The organism is Mesorhizobium sp. M0174, assembly GCF_040322275.1.
In the GTDB taxonomy this organism is placed as follows: domain Bacteria; phylum Pseudomonadota; class Alphaproteobacteria; order Rhizobiales; family Rhizobiaceae; genus Mesorhizobium.
The window spans coordinates 284163-301226 of record NZ_JAMYTB010000007.1 but is presented as its reverse complement, the minus strand read 5'-3'; the positions used below and the strand labels follow the sequence as shown (position 1 = coordinate 301226).

15 protein-coding genes are annotated in these 17064 nt (G+C 64.3%); 5 read left to right on the top strand and 10 right to left on the bottom strand.

Going from position 1 to position 17064, the window contains the following annotated elements; all coding sequences use genetic code 11:
* Positions 1-3: 3 nt before the first annotated feature.
* The 5 genes from NKJ13_RS17390 to NKJ13_RS17370 form a co-directional block, all read right to left on the bottom strand.
* Positions 4-204: a hypothetical protein gene (locus NKJ13_RS17390; RefSeq protein WP_023676334.1), complete on the bottom strand. Its 201-nt coding sequence runs from the start codon at positions 202-204 to the stop codon at positions 4-6.
* The gene (locus NKJ13_RS17385; RefSeq protein ID WP_254816115.1) at positions 201-1151 is read right to left on the bottom strand and encodes a carbohydrate ABC transporter permease; all 951 of its coding nucleotides are present in this window, start codon (positions 1149-1151) and stop codon (positions 201-203) included. Before NKJ13_RS17385 ends, NKJ13_RS17390 begins: the two co-directional genes overlap by 4 nt.
* Positions 1148-2095 carry a carbohydrate ABC transporter permease gene (locus tag NKJ13_RS17380; RefSeq protein WP_302893612.1) on the bottom strand — a complete coding sequence of 316 codons (948 nt, stop codon included), beginning with the start codon at positions 2093-2095 and terminating at the stop codon, positions 1148-1150. The genes NKJ13_RS17385 and NKJ13_RS17380 overlap by 4 nt, the downstream gene beginning before the upstream one ends.
* Before the next feature lie 128 nt (positions 2096-2223).
* Positions 2224-3555, bottom strand: a complete 1332-nt coding sequence (locus tag NKJ13_RS17375; RefSeq protein ID WP_352777915.1) for an ABC transporter substrate-binding protein — start codon at positions 3553-3555, stop codon at positions 2224-2226.
* Positions 3556-3765: 210 nt separating this feature from the next.
* Positions 3766-4455, bottom strand: coding sequence for a PIG-L deacetylase family protein (locus tag NKJ13_RS17370; protein ID WP_352506962.1), 690 nt, complete (start codon positions 4453-4455; stop codon positions 3766-3768).
* A 27-nt stretch (positions 4456-4482) separates the two neighbouring features.
* Here NKJ13_RS17370 and NKJ13_RS17365 point away from each other — a divergent pair, with 27 nt between their 5' ends.
* The 5 genes from NKJ13_RS17365 (at position 4483) to nhaA (ending at position 11370) form a co-directional block, all read left to right on the top strand.
* Positions 4483-5373 carry a DMT family transporter gene (locus NKJ13_RS17365; RefSeq protein ID WP_352777913.1) on the top strand — a complete coding sequence of 297 codons (891 nt, stop codon included), beginning with the start codon at positions 4483-4485 and terminating at the stop codon, positions 5371-5373.
* Between the two features lie 76 nt (positions 5374-5449).
* On the top strand, positions 5450-8032 hold the full coding sequence (gene hrpB / locus NKJ13_RS17360) for an ATP-dependent helicase HrpB (RefSeq protein WP_352777912.1): 2583 nt from the start codon (positions 5450-5452) through the stop codon (positions 8030-8032).
* 100 nt (positions 8033-8132) lie between these two features.
* Positions 8133-9458: an ActS/PrrB/RegB family redox-sensitive histidine kinase gene (locus NKJ13_RS17355; protein WP_352506958.1), complete on the top strand. Its 1326-nt coding sequence runs from the start codon at positions 8133-8135 to the stop codon at positions 9456-9458.
* Between the two features lie 63 nt (positions 9459-9521).
* Positions 9522-10085, top strand: a complete 564-nt coding sequence (locus NKJ13_RS17350) for an ActR/PrrA/RegA family redox response regulator transcription factor (RefSeq protein ID WP_023676342.1) — start codon at positions 9522-9524, stop codon at positions 10083-10085.
* A gap of 91 nt (positions 10086-10176) precedes the next feature.
* The gene (gene nhaA, locus NKJ13_RS17345) at positions 10177-11370 is read left to right on the top strand and encodes a Na+/H+ antiporter NhaA (protein ID WP_352506957.1); all 1194 of its coding nucleotides are present in this window, start codon (positions 10177-10179) and stop codon (positions 11368-11370) included.
* A gap of 17 nt (positions 11371-11387) precedes the next feature.
* On the opposite strand, the gene NKJ13_RS17340 is transcribed toward nhaA, so the two are convergent.
* From NKJ13_RS17340 to NKJ13_RS17320, 5 genes are all read right to left on the bottom strand, one after another.
* Positions 11388-12815, bottom strand: a complete 1428-nt coding sequence (locus NKJ13_RS17340) for a gamma-aminobutyraldehyde dehydrogenase (protein ID WP_352506956.1) — start codon at positions 12813-12815, stop codon at positions 11388-11390.
* 25 nt (positions 12816-12840) lie between these two features.
* Entirely contained in the window at positions 12841-13656 is an 816-nt protein-coding gene (locus tag NKJ13_RS17335) for an ABC transporter permease (RefSeq protein ID WP_352506955.1), read from the bottom strand.
* Complete coding sequence (locus tag NKJ13_RS17330) at positions 13646-14596, bottom strand: ABC transporter permease (RefSeq protein WP_352507003.1); 951 nt, start codon at positions 14594-14596, stop codon at positions 13646-13648. Before NKJ13_RS17330 ends, NKJ13_RS17335 begins: the two co-directional genes overlap by 11 nt.
* A gap of 14 nt (positions 14597-14610) precedes the next feature.
* Positions 14611-15606: an ABC transporter ATP-binding protein gene (locus NKJ13_RS17325; RefSeq protein ID WP_352506954.1), complete on the bottom strand. Its 996-nt coding sequence runs from the start codon at positions 15604-15606 to the stop codon at positions 14611-14613.
* 191 nt (positions 15607-15797) lie between these two features.
* Positions 15798-16952, bottom strand: coding sequence for an ABC transporter substrate-binding protein (locus NKJ13_RS17320; RefSeq protein WP_352506953.1), 1155 nt, complete (start codon positions 16950-16952; stop codon positions 15798-15800).
* Positions 16953-17064 lie beyond the last annotated feature (112 nt).

Sequence of the window (17064 nt, the reverse complement as noted above, 5' to 3'; positions counted from 1 at the left end):
CGTCTACTCCGGAAATTTCGAGACGATGATGAACATCGCCGTGCCCGCAAGCATGGTGATGAAGGAATAGGTGTAGAGCACCAGTGCGAAGGGCTGAAACAGCATCAGGAAGCCGATGGCGATGATCGCGGTGGCGACGTTTTCCATCAGCCCGCGCCTGGCCCAGACGGGCCAGCGCGATTTGCGTTTTGCGGTCATGCTCATTTACGCACCGCGCCAAAGGTGATGCCGCGCAGCAATTGCTTGCGAAGCAGGATGGTGAAGACCAGGATCGGCACCAGAAAGATCGTCGTGCCGGCCGCGACCGCCGGCCAGTCCTGACCGCCTTCGCCGATGATGGTCGGAATGAAGGGCGGCGCGGTCTGCGCCGTGCCCGAGGTCAGCAGCGCAGCGAAGGCATATTCGTTCCAGGCAAAGATCAGGCAGAAGATGGCGGTTGCGGCAATACCGGTGGTCGCCTGCGGCAGCACCGTGCGCCAGAACGCCTGCAGCCTGGTGTAGCCGTCGATCATCGCCGCTTCTTCATATTCGCGCGGGATCTCGTCGATGAAGCCTTTCAGCAGCCAGACTGCCAGCGACACGTTGACCGCCGTGTAGAGTAGGATCATGCCGAGCGCGGTGTCCGACAGGCCGAGCTCCCGATACATCAGGTAGATCGGGATGGCGACGGCGATCGGCGGCATCATCCGCGTCGACAGGATGAAGAACAGCAGGTCGTCGGCGAGCGGCACCTTGAAGCGCGAAAAACCATAGGCCGACAGCGTGCCGAGGAACACCGCGCAAAACGTCGAGCCGAAGGCGATGATCAGCGAGTTGACGAAGCGCGGCATGAAGTTCGACGGGCCGGCGATCACCATGTTGCGCTTGCGCACCGTCTCGTCGCAGACCCCGGTCGCCGGTCCCAGCGAGTTGATGTATTCCGGGGTTTGCCGAGTCCGGGTCGAGAACAAATTGCAGTAGCCCTCGAGGCTCGGCTGGAACAGGATCTTCGGCGGATAGGCGATCGAATCCGGCGGCGTCTTGAAGCTGGTGGCGAAGATCCACAGCAGCGGCACGATCGAGATCAGCGCGTAGGCAACGATGATCGTGCCGGCGACGCGCTTCGACGTGGCCGAGGGTGCGACAACGGAATGGGCTGACGTCAGGCTCATCTCTGCTTCACCTTGTTCAGCGCCTTGACGTAAATGTTGGCCAGCCCGAACACCGCGACGAACAGGATGATGGCGAAGGCCGAGGAATAGCCCGTCCGCCAGCTTTCGAAGGCCTGCCGCTTTAGCGTGATCGAGGCCACTTCGGTGGTCGATCCTGGCCCGCCGCCAGTGAGCAAATTGACCATGTCGAACATCTTGAAGTTCTCGATGCCGCGGAACAGCACCGCCAGCATGATGAAGGGCAGCGCCATCGGCAGCGTGATCGACCAGAACTGCCGCCAGTTGGAGGCGCGGTCGACCTCGGCCGCTTCGTAGATGTATTCGGGGATCGAGCGCAGGCCGGCGAGGCAGATCAGCATCACGTAAGGCGTCCACATCCAGGTGTCGACGATGATGATCGACCATGGCGCCAGCGACACGTTGGAGAGCATGCTGATCTGCGTTGCCGGAATGCCGGTGACGAACGAGACGGCGTAGGCGAACAGCCCGATCTGCGGCTCATAGAGAAAGCGCCAGAAATTGCCGACCACCGCCGGCGACAGCATCATCGGCACCAGGATGATGGTCGTCCAGAAGGCGTGCCCGCGGAACTTGCGGTCGATCAGCCAGGCCAGCGTAAAGCCGATCAGCGTCTGCAGCAGGATGGTCCAGAACACGAAATGCGCCGTCGTCTGCATGGCGATCCAGATGTCCTGGTCGGCGAGAATGCGTTTGTAGTTCGCGAGCCCAAGGTTCTTCACCACCTCATTGGGACGATTGGCGCGAAAATTGGTGAAGGACAGATAGATCGCCCAGAACAGCGGGAAGATGTTGATGGCTAGAAGCAACAGGATCGTCGGCGAAATGAACAGCCAGGCGAGGCCCTTGTCGCTGATGCCCCGGACCTTGCGGGCCAACGGCTCGGGCGTAGCCCGGGCAACGCTGTCCGCAGTCCGATTGAGCATGGTCAGTCCTGCTTCGGTCACTTGGATCGTCTCGACAATGGAATTTATCTGAACTGTGTCCCGTGCCAAGGGCGGCACGGGACGGTTCGGTCATGGGCTCGGGAGGAGCCGGTTACATCTTGCCCCGGTTACATCTTGCCATCGTCCTGGAAGACCTCGGTCCAGTCCTTGACGAGGCCGTCGAGCGCATCCTTGGCCGAGCCTTGCCCGGCAACGACATAGTCGTGGAAGCGCTTCTGCGAGGCCTGCAACAGCGGGGCATAGCTCGGCTCGGCCCAGAAGTCCTTCACGATGGCCATCGAGTCGAGGAAGGTCTGCGCGTAGGGCTGGCTGGCCGGGAAGGCCGGGTCCTTGACGACCGCGTTGAGGCAGGAATAGCCGCCGAGCGACCACCATTTGGACTGCACGTCCTTGTTGGCGAACCATTTGATGTATTTGAGCGCGGCTTCCTGCTTGTCGGAATAGGAGACCACCGAGATGCCCTGGCCGCCGAGCTGGGCGAACTGGTCGCCGTCCGGACCTTTGGGATTGACGAAATAGCCTATCTTGTCGCCGCCGACATTCTCGTCCTTCTGCAGGCCTGGCCAGGTGAAGGCGAAGTTCATGTGCATCGCCACCTGGCCGGATTTGAAGGCATCGACGCCTTCGCCCATGTAGCTGTTCGAGGCGCCGGGAGGCGTGCAGCAGTCATAGAGCGCCTTGTAGAACTCCAGGCCCTTCACCGATTTATCGGAGTTGACGAAGCCTTCCATCTCGTAGGGCTTTTTCGGGTTTTCGTACTGGAAGCCGAAGCTGTAGAGTACGTCCATGGCGCCCATGGTGATGCCTTCCGAGCCGCGCTCGGTATAGATCGACGCGCCATAGACGGTTTTGCCGTCGATCTCGCGTTTCTGGAAGAATTCGGCGATCTGCTTCAGCTGGTCGAAGGTCGTCGGCGGGCCGAGATCCCAGCCATACTTTTCCTTGAATTCCTTCTGCAGCTCCGGCCTGGAGAACCAGTCCTTGCGGTAGGTCCAGCCGACGACGTCGCCCATGGCCGGCAGCGCCCAGTAATTTGGCGAGTTCTTCGGCCATTCCGAATAGCCGACCACGGTCGCCGGCACGAAATCGTCCATGCTGATCTTCTCCTTGTCGAAGAAGTCGTTCAGCTTGACGTAATGGCCGTTCTCGGCGGCGCCGCCGATCCACTGGCTGTCGCCTATGATCAAGTCGCACAGCTTGCCGTGCGAATTCAGCTCATTGAGAAAGCGGTCGGCATAGTTGGTCCACGGCACGAATTCGAATTTCATGCCGATGCCGGTTTCCTTGGTGAAGTCCTTGGATAATTCCACAAGCGCGTTGGCCGGGTCCCAGGCTGCCCAGCAAAGCGTCAGATCTTCTGCCTGCGCGACGTTCGAAACGGCTGTCGACGCAACGAGTGCCGAGGCCAGACCCAACGCCAATTTAAAGGTCGATTTCATGCCTTCCTCCCATTTGCGAAACGCGTCCGGATGACGGTTTCAAAAGCCCGCTAAACCCCTCTCCTCCGGGGCCTAAACACAGTGGCGGCAACGCCCGGATGTTTAGTAATTTGTTTAGTGATGCAATTTTTACTAAACAACGCAAGCGAATTCGTTGCTGCACCGCAGCATGCTGGATAGGAACCAACGTGAGAAGTTGCGGCGGCCTGCCTAGGTCACCGTCTTGTTGCTGACCGTCACCGGTCGGATCACTGGGGCCGGCGGCAGCAGCGCGCGGATATCGGCGAAGGGGAAGACCGGCTCGAAGCGGAAGGCCTCGGCGAATGATCCGGCTAGGCCGTTGCACTGGCCGGCGCGGAAGGCGTTCTGCGTGCGCGCCGCGTCGACGAAACGCTCGGGATCCTGCGACTGGTGCGCCCGGATCGCCTCCGCCTTGAGATCGAAATGCCCGGAGGTATCGACGTAATGCGTTGGCGAAAACCCGGTGCCGCCGAACGTGTCGGCATGCAGCACCGGCACCGAGAATGATGCGGCGATGCGCATGCCATCCGACAGCGCGCGGTGGTCGCCATGATAGTCGTTCGGCGCATGGGTGATCGCCAGATCCGGCCCTATCTCGCCGATCAGCGCTTTCAGCGCTCCGATCAGGGCGGCGTCCGCCACCAGTGCGCCATCGGGAAAGTCGAGGAAGCGCGGCGTCACGCCAAGCAGACCGGCCGCCGCGGTCGCCTCCTTGCGGCGCGTGCGGGCAAGCGCGGCCGGATCGCCATAGCCGCCCCTGGTGCCATCCGTGGCTATGGCAAAAAAGAGTTCTGCGCCTTGCGCGGCATAGGCCGCCATCGTACCGAACATGAAGATCTCGATGTCGTCCGGATGCGCGCCAAGCGCCAATATCTTCACTCTCATCTCTCCCGGAAACGGAAAAACGTGCCCAACGGAATTCTGCTCGCTCTCATCGCCTATGCAAGCTATTCGTGCAGCGACGCCGTTGTCAAAAGCCTGGGCGGGCAGTTCAACGTCTTCGAGATCGGCTTCTTCTCGACATTGTTTGCCGGCTGCTTTCTGCTCTTTGCCAGGCCGCCAGGCGAGCGCTGGCGCGATTTCTGGCGCACGACCCGGCCCTGGGCGGTACAGGCCCGCGCCTTGGCCGGCATCGCGTCGGGCGTGCTCAGCGTCTATGCCTTCACCACCATCCCGCTGGCGGAAGTCTATGCGCTGATCTTCCTGGCGCCGCTGTTCGTCACCATCCTGGCCACGCTGGTCCTCAAGGAGAAGGTCGGCCCCTGGCGGTGGCTTGCGGTCGTCGCTGGCTTTGCCGGGGTCATGCTGGTCGTCAGGCCTGGTTTTCGCGAGTTGCATCTTGGTCATCTGGCGGCGTTCATCATCGCTTTCCTAGCCGCCACCAATGTCATCCTGATGCGTTCGCTCGCCGCTCAGGAAAAGCGCACGACGATGCTCGGCGTGCTGATCGGCTACGGCCTGTTCTTCAACGGCGTCGGTACGGCGGCCACCTCGTTCTCGCTGCCGGATGGCAGGCAATGGGCCTGGCTGGTGCTGGCCGGCGCCTTCACCGCCGGCGGCCAGCTGCTGCATCTGCTGGCGGTCAAATACGCACCGGCCAACCGTATCGCGCCGACGCATTATTCGCAGATCGTCTGGGCGGTGCTTCTAGGTGCGTTGTTCTTCAGGGAATATCCGGATTTTCTGTCGCTGGTCGGGCTCGCCGTGGTCGGCGGTTCCGGCCTGCTGACGATGGTGCGCGAGGAGGTGCGGCTCGGCACGGTGCGCTGGAACCCGTTTTCGCGGACCAGGCTTTGAATCGGCGCCGAGGTTGCGCCGCGACCGTCACCGCTGATATGCGATCGGCGCCAACTGGCTGCACAGCATTAGCACAATGACCACAAAACTCTTGCCGGACCTGCCGGTCTCCGCTGTCTTGCCGGCGCTCGATGAAGCGCTGAGCCATGGTAACAGCGCCGTGCTGGTGGCGCCGCCCGGCGCCGGCAAGACGACTTTGGTTCCACTGGCGCTGCTCGACGCTGAATGGCTAGGCGCCGGAAAAATCATTCTGCTCGAGCCGCGCCGCCTCGCCGCCCGCGCTGCCGCCCGCCGCATGGCCGAATTGCTTGGCCAAGAGCCCGGCGAAACCGTCGGCTATGCCATGCGCATGAAAAACCGCACGTCCGCGAAGACCAGGATTCTCGTCGTCACCGAAGGCGTGCTGTCCCGCATGATCCTCGACAATCCCGAGCTGCCCGGTGTCGCGGCGGTGTTGTTCGACGAGTTCCACGAACGCTCGCTCGACGGCGATTTCGGGCTGGCGCTGGCGCTCGACGTGCAAAGTGCGCTGAGGCCCGACCTCAGATTGCTGGTGATGTCGGCGACGCTCGATGGCGCGCGTGTCGCAAAATTGCTGTCCGGCGCGCCGGTGATCGAGAGCGCAGGCCGCGCCTTCCCGGTCGACATCCGCTATGACGAGCGGCCGGCCGGCATCGCCATCGAGGACGCGATGGCCAGGGCGATCCGCTCGGCGCTTGCCGGGGAGGAGGGCAGCGTGCTCGCTTTCCTGCCCGGCCAGCGCGAGATCGAGCGCACCGCGGAGCGGTTGGCCGGCAAGGTCGGCGCCGACACCGATATCGTGCCGCTCTACGGCATGCTCGACAACAAGACGCAGGACGCGGCGATCAAGCCTGCGCCGCCCGGCCGCCGCAAGGTGGTGCTGGCGACGTCGATCGCCGAAACCTCCATCACCATCGACGGCGTGCGCGTCGTCATCGATTCCGGCCTGTCGCGGCTGCCGCGCTATGAGCCGGCGAGCGGCCTGACGCGGCTGGAGACGGTGCGTGCTTCGCGCGCTTCCGCCGACCAGCGCGCCGGCCGTGCCGGGCGCACGCAGCCCGGCGTCGCCATCCGGTTGTGGCGGGCCGAGCAGACGGCGGCACTGCCGGCCTTCACGCCGCCGGAAATCCTCGAGGCCGATCTTTCCGGCCTGTTGCTCGATTGCGCCGCGTTCGGCGTCGCCGATCCGACCAGCCTGTCCTTCCTCGATCCCCCGCCGGCTGCGGCGCTCACCGAGGCGAGGGCGCTGCTGCGTGCGCTCGATGCGGTCGATGCGGCAGGACGCCTGACGGATGCCGGTGCCGCGATGCGCAGGCTGGCGTTACCGGTGCGGCTCGCCCACATGGTCGCCGAGGCGGCAAGGACCGGACAGGGGCTCGAGGCGGCGATGCTCGCCGTGCTATTGACCGAGCGTGGCCTTGGCGGCGAGGGTGCCGATCTCGAACGGCGGCTGATGCGCTTTCACGCCGAAAGATCGCAGCGTGCCACCGCTGCCCGGCAACTGGCCGAGAGGTTGGCAAAGCAGGCTTCATCCTTCCCCTCGAGGGGAGGGTCGGCGAACGAACCGAGCGCAGCGAGACGAGGGAGACGGGGCGGGGTCGCCGATGGCGTGCCCGAACCGACCCCGCCCCGATCCGCTACGCGGATCAACCCTCCCCTCAAGGGGGAGGGCAGCACCGCCGGCTCGCTCCTCATCCATGCCTGGCCGGATCGGGTAGCCAGGGCGCGCGGCGAGCGTGGCCGCTTCGTGCTTGCCAACGGCTCGGGCGCCATGCTCGACGCCTCCGATCCGCTGGCCGGCGAGACCTGGCTCGTCGTCGCCGACCTGCAGGGCAAGGCGCAGAACGCCCGCATCACCGCGGCGGCAGCCATCGATGAGACCGATATCCGTGCCGCGCTGGCGGAAAGGATCGAGACGCGCCGCGAGGTCAGCTTCGACCGCGACAGGCGCGCGGTGCGGGTGCGCGAAACGGTTCGCCTCGGGGCCATCACGTTGTCCGAACGCATGCTGCCGGCGCCGACCGGTGCCGACGCGGATCGCGCCATCCTCGACGCCTTGCGCGAACACGGTCTGTCCCTGTTGCCGTGGACCAGGGAGGCGGAGACGTTGCGGCAGCGGCTCGGCTGGCTGCATCGCGGCCTCGGCGCGCCATGGCCCGATGTCTCCGATGCCGCGCTCGTCGAGCGCCTCGACGACTGGCTGCTGCCATTCCTTTCCGGTGCCACAGCCTTTACGGCGATTGATCCTAGCGTGCTTTCGCAAGGCCTGATGACGCTGGTGCCGCACGAATTGCAGCGCAAGATCGACACATTGGCGCCGACCCATTTCGACGCGCCGTCGGGCAGCCGGCTACCGATCCGCTATGACGGCGAATGGCCGGTGCTGGCGGCGCGCGTGCAGGAACTGTTCGGCCTCGACCGGCATCCGGCGATCGCCAACGGCACTGTGCCGCTGACCCTCGAATTGCTGTCGCCGGCGCACCGGCCGATCCAGACGACGCGCGACCTGCCCGGCTTCTGGCGCGGCTCCTGGGCCGATGTGCGGGCAGAGATGCGTGGCCGCTATCCCAGGCATGTCTGGCCGGAGAACCCGCTTCTCGCCGCCGCCACCAGCCGCGCGAAGCCGCGCGGTACCTGATGCTTCCCGGACCATGATCACAACCCGAAGGTCCGCGTCAGCGGAAGGTGGTCCCGGTTTTCGGAAAGACCTCCAGCGGTTTCCCCTCTATAATCCCGCCATGATAAACATTCTGCACGCGCCCGACTTCCAGCAAAGCCAGCGGCTGCGCCTCAACACGCTGATCAGGCTGCGCTGGCTTGCCATTGTCGGCCAGAGCCTGACTGTGCTTGTCGTCGCCTACGGGCTGAAATTTCCGCTGCCGGTCAGCATGTGTTTTGCGCTGATCGCCTGTTCGGCCTGGATGAACCTGTTGCTGACCTTCCGCTATCCGGCGGCGCATCGGCTTACCCCGTTCTCGGCCTTTGCCATCCTGACCTTCGATAGCCTGCAGCTTGCCGGCCTGCTCTACATGACCGGCGGCCTTACCAATCCGTTTTCGCTGCTGATGACCGTGCCCGTCGTCGTCTCGGCGACGTCGCTGCCGCTGCGATTGACGGCTCTGCTCGGCGCGCTGGTGATCGTGGCGGCGACGCTGCTGGTCTTCTACCACCTGCCGCTGCCCTGGCATGAGGGGGCGCCATTGGCGATGCCCTTCATCTATGTCGCCGGCATGTGGATGGCGGTGTTCTGCTCCATCGCCTTTACCGCGATCTATGCCTTCCGGGTGGCAGAGGAGGCGCGGCTGCTTGCCAACGCGCTTGCCGCCACGGAATTGGTGCTTCAGCGAGAACAGCATCTCTCGGCCCTCGACGGCCTCGCCGCGGCCGCCGCGCACGAACTCGGCACGCCGCTCGCCACCATCACGCTTGTCGCCAAGGAGATGGAGAAGGCGCTTGGCGAAGATCCGAAATACGGCGAGGACGTGAAGCTGCTGCGTTCGCAGAGCGAGCGCTGCCGCGAAATCCTGAAGCGCCTGACCAGCCTTTCCTCCGAGAGCGAAGTGCACCTCTCGCGCCTGCCGCTGACCTCGCTGGTCGAGGAAGTGACGGCACCGCACCGCGATTTCGGCATTTCGATCAAGCTTCGGCCGGGCGAGCGCATCGGCCCGGAACCGGTGGGCCGGCGCAATCCGGGCGTCATTTACGGCCTCGGCAATTTGGTCGAGAACGCCGTCGACTTCGCCCGCAAGAACGTCACCATACGCTGGAGGTGGAACGAGGCCGCCGTCAGCTTCTCGATCATCGACGACGGGCCGGGCTTTCCACCGGAGATCATCGACCGTATCGGCGAACCCTATATGTCGACCCGCCAGGGCACCGAAGCCGGCGGCGGCCTCGGCCTCGGCCTATTCATCGCCAAGACCTTGCTCGAACGCTCCGGCGCGACGCTCGATTTCCGCAATTCGAGCGAGCCCGGCGAGGGCGCTATCGTGCAGATATCGTGGCCGCGCAGCGTCTTCCTTAATCCCGAGCAGGCTTCGGCCACCATGTTCGACACGGCCTAAATTGGACAATAGCGTTGCGAAACTATATTTGCGTAAAAATCAGGCAGCAGGATTTTCAGCACGATGAGTACTGACGAAACGATTGGCGCAATGGTCGAAGGCGAGGACACCTCGTTGCTGATCGTGGACGACGACAAGCCGTTCCTGACGCGGCTTGCCCGCGCCATGGAAACCAGGGGTTTCGTGGTCGAGACGGCGGAGAGCGTCGAGGAGGCGGTTGCCAAGGCGCGCGCCAATCCGCCGGCCTATGCGGTGGTCGACATGCGGCTGGCCGACGGCAACGGCCTCGACGTCGTCGCTGCCATTCGCGAGAAGCGCGACGATGCTCGCGCCATAATCCTTACAGGCTATGGCAACATCGCCACCGCGGTGACGGCGGTAAAGCTCGGCGCCATCGACTATCTGTCGAAGCCGGCCGATGCCGATGATATTTTTGCCGCCCTGACCCGCACCGCGGGCGAACGCGCAGCGCCGCCAGAAAATCCAATGTCGGCCGATCGCGTGCGCTGGGAACACATCCAGCGCGTCTACGAAATGTGCGACCGCAACGTCTCGGAAACCGCACGCCGCCTGAACATGCATCGCCGCACGCTGCAACGCATCCTCGCCAAGCGCGCGCCGCGCTAAAGGGCTCTCATTACAGGCTTGCCCGGCCAGCGCTGTTTGCGCATCATCGCTTGGCGGTGTCGGACCTTGCCGCTGATACGACGGAGGCGACATGCAGGACGAAAAGCGGCTGGTCTCCATGCTGCGCGAATTCCTCGACAGCGAGGCGGCCGGCGGCCTCATCCTGATGGCTGCGGCGGCCTTGGCCCTGATCGTCGCCAATTCGCCGCTGGGCGAGGCTTATTTCTCCGCCCTCCATGCCTATCTCGGACCGCTCAGCGTCTCGCACTGGATCAATGACGGCCTGATGGCGGTGTTCTTCCTGCTGGTCGGTCTCGAGATCAAGCGCGAAATGCTTGACGGCCAGCTGTCGACCTGGCCGCGCCGCGTGCTGCCCGGCATCGCCGCCGCCGGCGGCATGGCAGCGCCGGCACTGGTCTACGTCGCCATCAACCGCAACAATCCAGCCGCTCTGTCCGGCTGGGCGATCCCAACCGCCACCGATATCGCCTTTGCGCTCGGCGTGCTGTCGCTGCTCGGCAGCCGCGTCCCGGGTTCGCTGAAGATATTCCTCACGGCGCTTGCCATCATCGACGATCTCGGCGCGGTGCTCATCATCGCGGTGTTCTATACCAGCGGCCTCTCGCTCGCCTATCTCGGCGCCGCCTTCGCCGTGATCGCGCTGCTGGTGGTGCTCAACCGCATGCGGGTGCTGACGCTGCTGCCGTACATTTTGCTCGGCATCGTTCTGTGGGTTTTGGTGCTCAAATCGGGCGTCCATGCGACGCTCGCCGGCGTCGCGCTGGCCCTCACCATACCGCTGAAGATATCGCCGGGCAGCGGCCATGATCTCGACCATTCGCCGCTGCACCGGCTCGAACACGGCCTGCACAAAGTCGTCGCCTTTTTCGTCATCCCGACTTTCGGCTTTGCCAACGCCGGCGTCTCGCTCGCCGGTCTCAGCGCTGCCGCCCTGGCCGAGCCGCTGACGCTCGGCGTCGCCGCCGGCCTCGTCTTGGGCAAGCTGGTCGGCGTGTTCGGGTCTTCCGCGCTTGCCATCCGGCTTGGCTTCGCCGATCTGCCGGTCAATGCCGGCTGGCTGCACATGGTCGGCATTTCGCTGCTCTGTGGCATCGGTTTCACCATGAGCCTGTTCATCGGCCTGCTCGCCTTCGCCAGCGACGCCGCCCTGCAGGACGCGGTCAAGGTCGGCATCCTCGCCGGCTCCTTCATCGCCGCGCTCCTAGGCGCCGCTGTGCTGCTGGTGGCGCCGGCCGCAGGCGAGGCGGAGGAGGCGGAAGAATAGGCGTCTCCTCGCGGGCGCTACCCGTGAGCGACCATGACGTGGCGGACGGCGGTATAGTCCTCCAGCGCGTAGAGCGACATGTCCTTGCCGTAGCCGGATTGTTTCAACCCGCCATGCGGCATCTCGTTGGTCAGCATGAAATGGGTATTGATCCAGGTGCAGCCATATTGCAGCCGGGCGGCTGTCGCCATGGCCCGCGAAACGTCCTTGGTCCACACCGACGACGCCAGGCCGTAGTCAGAATCATTGGCCCAGTTCACCGCTTCGTCAACTTCGGAAAAGCGGGTGACCGAGACCACCGGACCGAACACTTCGCGGCGCACGATCTCGTCCTCCTGCAGCGCGCCGGCGACGACGGTCGGCTGGTAGAAGAAGCCGGAGCCCTCGCCCGGCTTGCCGCCCGTGGTGATCTCGATGTGCTTGAGCTCAGAGGCGCGCTCGACGAAGCTCGAGACGCGGTCACGCTGGCGACGCGAGATCAGCGGGCCGATCTCGTTCTCGGTATCGTCAGGACGATCATACTTGATAGTCGAGACGGCAGCGGAGAGGTCGGCGACGAGCTTGTCGTAGATCTTCTTGCCGGCGTAGATGCGGCAGGCGGCGGTGCAGTCCTGGCCGGCATTGTAATAGCCGAAGGCGCGCAGGCCGTTGACCACCGCGCCGAGATCGGCGTCGTCGAAGACGATGACCGGCGCCTTGCCGCCGAGTTCGAGATGCGTGCGCTTGACCGATTTGGCGGCAGCCTGCAGCACCTTCTTGCCGGTGGCGACGTCGCCGGTGATCGAGATCATGTTGACTTTCGGGTGGTTGATCAGCGTGTTGCCGACGCTGTCGCCGCGACCGAGCACGACGTTGACGACGCCTTCCGGCAGGATCTCGGCAAGGATTTTCGCCAACTTCAGCGCGGTCAGCGGCGTCTGTTCCGACGGCTTGAAGACGACGGTGTTGCCGCCGGCAATCGCCGGCGCCAGCTTCCAGGCCATCATCATCAGCGGATAGTTCCACGGCGCGATCGACGCGACAACGCCGATGGCGTCTCGGCGGACCATCGAGGTGTGGCCGGGAATGTATTCGCCGGCGACCTGGCCGGGCATCGAGCGGACCGCGCCGGCAAAGAAGCGGTAGCAGTCGACGATCGCCGGGATCTCGTCATTGAGCACGGCATTGATCGGCTTGCCACAGTTCAGCGCCTCGAGCGCCGCGAAATCCTGTGCAGCAGCCTCGATGCGATCGGCGATCTTCAGGAGATAGCCGGCGCGCTGCGCCGGTGTTGTGCGGGACCAGGTGACGAAGGCTTTTTCGGCAGCAAGCACGGCCGCCTCGATCTGCGCTGGGCTGGCCTCAGGCAGATTGAGGATGGTCGCCCCGGTCTTCGGGTTGAGGATCGGCTCCTCGGTCTCGGTGCCTTTTTCGAATTTCGCGCCGATCAGCATCTGCGTGTCCATGGAAGTCTCTCCCTTATGAACGAGATCATTTGCCCGAACCGGCGATCTGGTCGCCGTCGCGGGTCAGGTAATAGGCAGCGAGGATGGGAAGCAGCGTCACCAGCACCACGACCATCGCCACGACATTGGTGACCGGACGCTGGCGCGGACGGATCAGCTCTTCGAGCATCCAGATCGGCACCGTTTGCTGCTGGCCGGCGGTGAAAGTGGTGACGATGACCTCGTCGAAGGACAGCGCAAAGGCGAGCATGCCGCCGGCCAGCAGCGCGGTTGCGATGTTGGGCAGCACGACATGCCGAAAGGTCTGGAAACCGTCGGCGCCGAGGTCCATCGACGCCTCGATCATCGAGCCGGACGTGCGGCGGAAACGGGCGACCGCATTGTTGTAGACGACGACCACGCAGAAGGTCGCGTGGCCGAGCACGATCGTCCAGAACGAGAACGGGATTTCGGCCAGCGCGAAGGCCGAGCGCAGCGCAATGCCGGTGATGATGCCGGGTAGCGCGATCGGCAGGATCACCAGCAGCGAGATGGTTTCGCGGCCGAAGAATTTTGTGCGGGACACGGCGGCGGCGCAGAGCGTGCCGAGGACCAGCGCGATGGCGGTCGAGATCGCCGCGACCCGCACCGACAGCGACAGCGCCTGCCAGACGTCGGGGCGGTTCCAGGTGACGGCGAACCATTGCGTCGTCAGCCCCGGCGGCGGCCAGACGAAGCTCTTCTCCTCCGTGGTGAAGGCATAGACGAAGATCAGCACAATCGGCAAATGCAGGAAAAGCAGGCCGCCGGTGGCAGCGAGCTTCAGGCCGATCGGCGCCGATGGGCCACGGTCAGAGCGCATCGAAAGCCCCCATGCGCTTGGCGCCCCAGAGGTAGAAGCCCATGATGACGATGGGCACCACGGTAAAGGCGGCGGCGAGCGGGATGTTGCCGGCGGTGCCTTGCTGCGAATAGACGGCCTGGCCGATGAACAGCCGCGAGGTACCGATGATCTGCGGGATGATGTAGTCGCCGAGCGTCAGCGAGAAGGTGAAGATCGAGCCGGCGACGATGCCGGGCAGCGTCAGCGGGAACAGCACGTTGCGGAAGGTCTGGCCGGGCGAGGCGCCCAGATCGGACGAGGCCTCGACCAAATTGCCCGGCACGCGCTCGAGTGCGGCCTGCACCGGCAGGATCATGAAGGGCAGCCAGACATAGACGAAGACGATGAAGGTGCCGGTTGACGAGACCGACAGCGAGTTGCCGCCGACGATCGGCAGCGATAGCCATGCATCGAGCAGCCATAGAAGATGCAATTTGGCCAGCAGCCACGTCAGGATGCCTTCCTTGGCGAGGATCAGCTTCCAGGCATAGATCTTGACCAGGTAGCTCGACCACAGCGGCAGCATGACGCCGAGATAAAACAACGCCTTCCAACGGGCGCGCGCATAGCGCGCCGCGTAATAGGCGATGGGAAAGGCAATGACCGCCGACGCAAACGTCACCAGCGCCGCCATCGTCACCGTGCGCAGGATGATGTCGAGATTGGCGGCCTGCAGCAGGTCGCCATAAGTCTTCAGCGTGAACTCGCGGTTGATGAGGCCGGAGAACTCGTCGATCGAAAAGAAACTCTGCAAAAGCAGCGCGAAGAGCGAGCCGATATAGACGATGCCGAGCCACAGAACCGGCGGCAGCAGCATGAGCAGGAGCAGGAGTTGCGGCCGGCGCCAGAAGATGTCGGAGAGCGCGCCGCGTACGCCGCCGCTGCCCGGCAGGATGGCAGGCGCCGTGGCCCGCGGCATGGCAGCGTCCAGGCTCATCCCAGTTCGTCCATCAAATGCAAATGCTCGCGGTTGAAGGTGAGCACCACCGCCTCGCCTTCCCGGGGCAAGGCTGCACCCGCCGGGACGATGGCATGCAGCCGCAAGCCCTCTGCATCGAGCGCCAGTCTAGTCGTGGCGCCGAGATAATTGGTCGAGACAAGGCGGGCGGCAACGCCTTCGCCGTTGGCCCGGCCAATACGGATGGATTCGGGCCGCAGGCTGCCCCAGCGATGCTGGCCGGCATAGCGCTGGACGAAATCCGGCGGCAGCACGTTGGACGAGCCGACGAAATCGGCGACGAAGCGGGTCTTGGGGCGCTGGTAGATGTCTTCCGGCGTGCCGATCTGCATGATCTTGCCATCATTGAAGACGGCGACGCGGTCGGCCATCGACAGCGCTTCGCCCTGGTCGTGGGTGACGAACACGAAGGTGATGCCGAGCGCCTTCTGCAGCGATTTCAACTCCTCCTGCATGTTTTCGCGAAGCTTGAGGTCGAGCGCGCCGAGCGGCTCGTCGAGCAGCAGCACCTTGGGCTGGTTGACCAGCGCCCGGGCGAGCGCGACGCGCTGGCGCTGGCCGCCGGAAAGTTGGCCAGGGCGACGCGCGCCGTAGCCGGGAAGCCGTACCAGCGCCAGCGCCTCTTCCGCCGCCTTTTGCCGCTCCGGTCTGCCGACGCCCTTGACCATCAGCCCATAGGCGACGTTGTCGAGCACGTTGAGATGCGGGAACAGCGCATAGTCCTGGAACACGGTGTTGACGTTGCGGCGATAGGGCGGCACGCCCTCGGCGCGTTCGCCGAAGATCGAGATCGAGCCGGCCGTCGGCTGCTCGAAACCGGCGATGAGGCGCAGGCACGTCGTCTTGCCCGAGCCGGAAGGCCCGAGCATGGCGAAGAACTCGCCCGGCACGATGTCGAGATCGACCGCGTCGACGGCACGCACGCTGCCGAAATGGCGGGAGACTTTTTGGAAGGAAACGGCGGAGGTCATGGGTCGTCCTGATCTGTCAGGCTCATCAAATTTCAGGCGGTCGCGCCGCCCCTCATCCGCCTGCTGGCACCTTCTCCCCGTATATAGTGGACGGCGAGAAGGGAGGCGCTCCAACGCTGGCGACCCCCCGTTTCTTCACGGGGAGAGGGTAAGGGTGAGGGGCAGCGCCGGGCTTCGTAGGTGAGGCGAACTCACCGCCCGCCGATGACGCCGATATAGTCCGACACCCAGCGGTAGTAGGGTACGCACTGGTCGTTCTGGGTGGCGCATTTCGAGACCGGCGTCTTCCAGAACTTGATCTTGTCGAAATTGTCGTAGCCGTTGGTCTTGCAGCCTTCTTCGCCGAGCAGTTCGTTGCCCTTGCAGGCGGCAGGTACCACCGGCAGCGAGCCGAACCAGGCGGAGACGTCGCCCTGCACTTTCGGCGACAGCGAATGCTCCATCCACATGTAGGCGCAGTTCGGGTGGGCAGCATCGGCCTCCATCATCGTGGTGTCGGCCCAGCCGGTAACGCCCTCCTCGGGGATGGTCGAGGCGACCGGCTTCTTGGCCGCGATCAGCGTGTTGACCTGGTAGGGCCAGGAGCCGGAGGCGACGACGCCTTCGTTCTGGAAATCGTCGACCTGGATGGCGGCGTCGTGCCAATACCGTCCGACCAGCGTACGCTGGACCCGCAGAAGGTCGAGCGCGGCCTTGTACTGGTCTTCGGTCAGTTCGTACGGATCCTTGATGCCGAGCTCCGGCTTGTGGGCCATCAGGTAATTGGCGGCATCGGCGATGTGGATGGGCCCGTCATAGGCCTGGACGCGGCCCTTGTTCGACTTGCCGTCGGGAAGCTTCATTTCCTCGAAGACCACGTTCCAGCTCTTCGGCGCCTCCTTGAACACTTCGGTGTTGTACATCAGCACGTTCGGCCCCCACTGATAGGGGACGCCGTAATGGACGCCGCCGACGGTAAACCAGGGTGCATCCTTCAGCCGGTCGTCAACCGTCTTCCAGCTCGGGATGAGATCGGTGTTGATCGGCTGGACACGCTTGCCTGCGACAAGGCGCAGCGAAGCGTCGCCCGAGGCGGTGACGAGATCGAAGCCGCCCTCGTTCATCAGCGAGACCATCTCGTCGGAGGTGTTGGCGGTCTTGACGTTGACCTTGCAGCCGGTTTCCTTCTCGAACGAAGTGACCCAATCATAGGCCTTGTCGGTTTCGCCGCGCTCGATATAGCCCGGCCAGGCGACGATATTGACCTCGCCTTCGCCTTTGCCGAGCTCCTTGACCTGGGCGATGGCCTGGCCGGAGAAGCTCAGCGCGACCGTCAAGGCAGTGCATGATTTCAGCAATGAATTCATCGTCGATCTCCCATTTTTGCATGACCTCGAAACCGGTTTCGGGCTTCGGAAGAAGATCATGCGCCCGTTCAAAGACGTTGGATGCGCGGCTCTGAGGGCCGTGCTCCGGCGG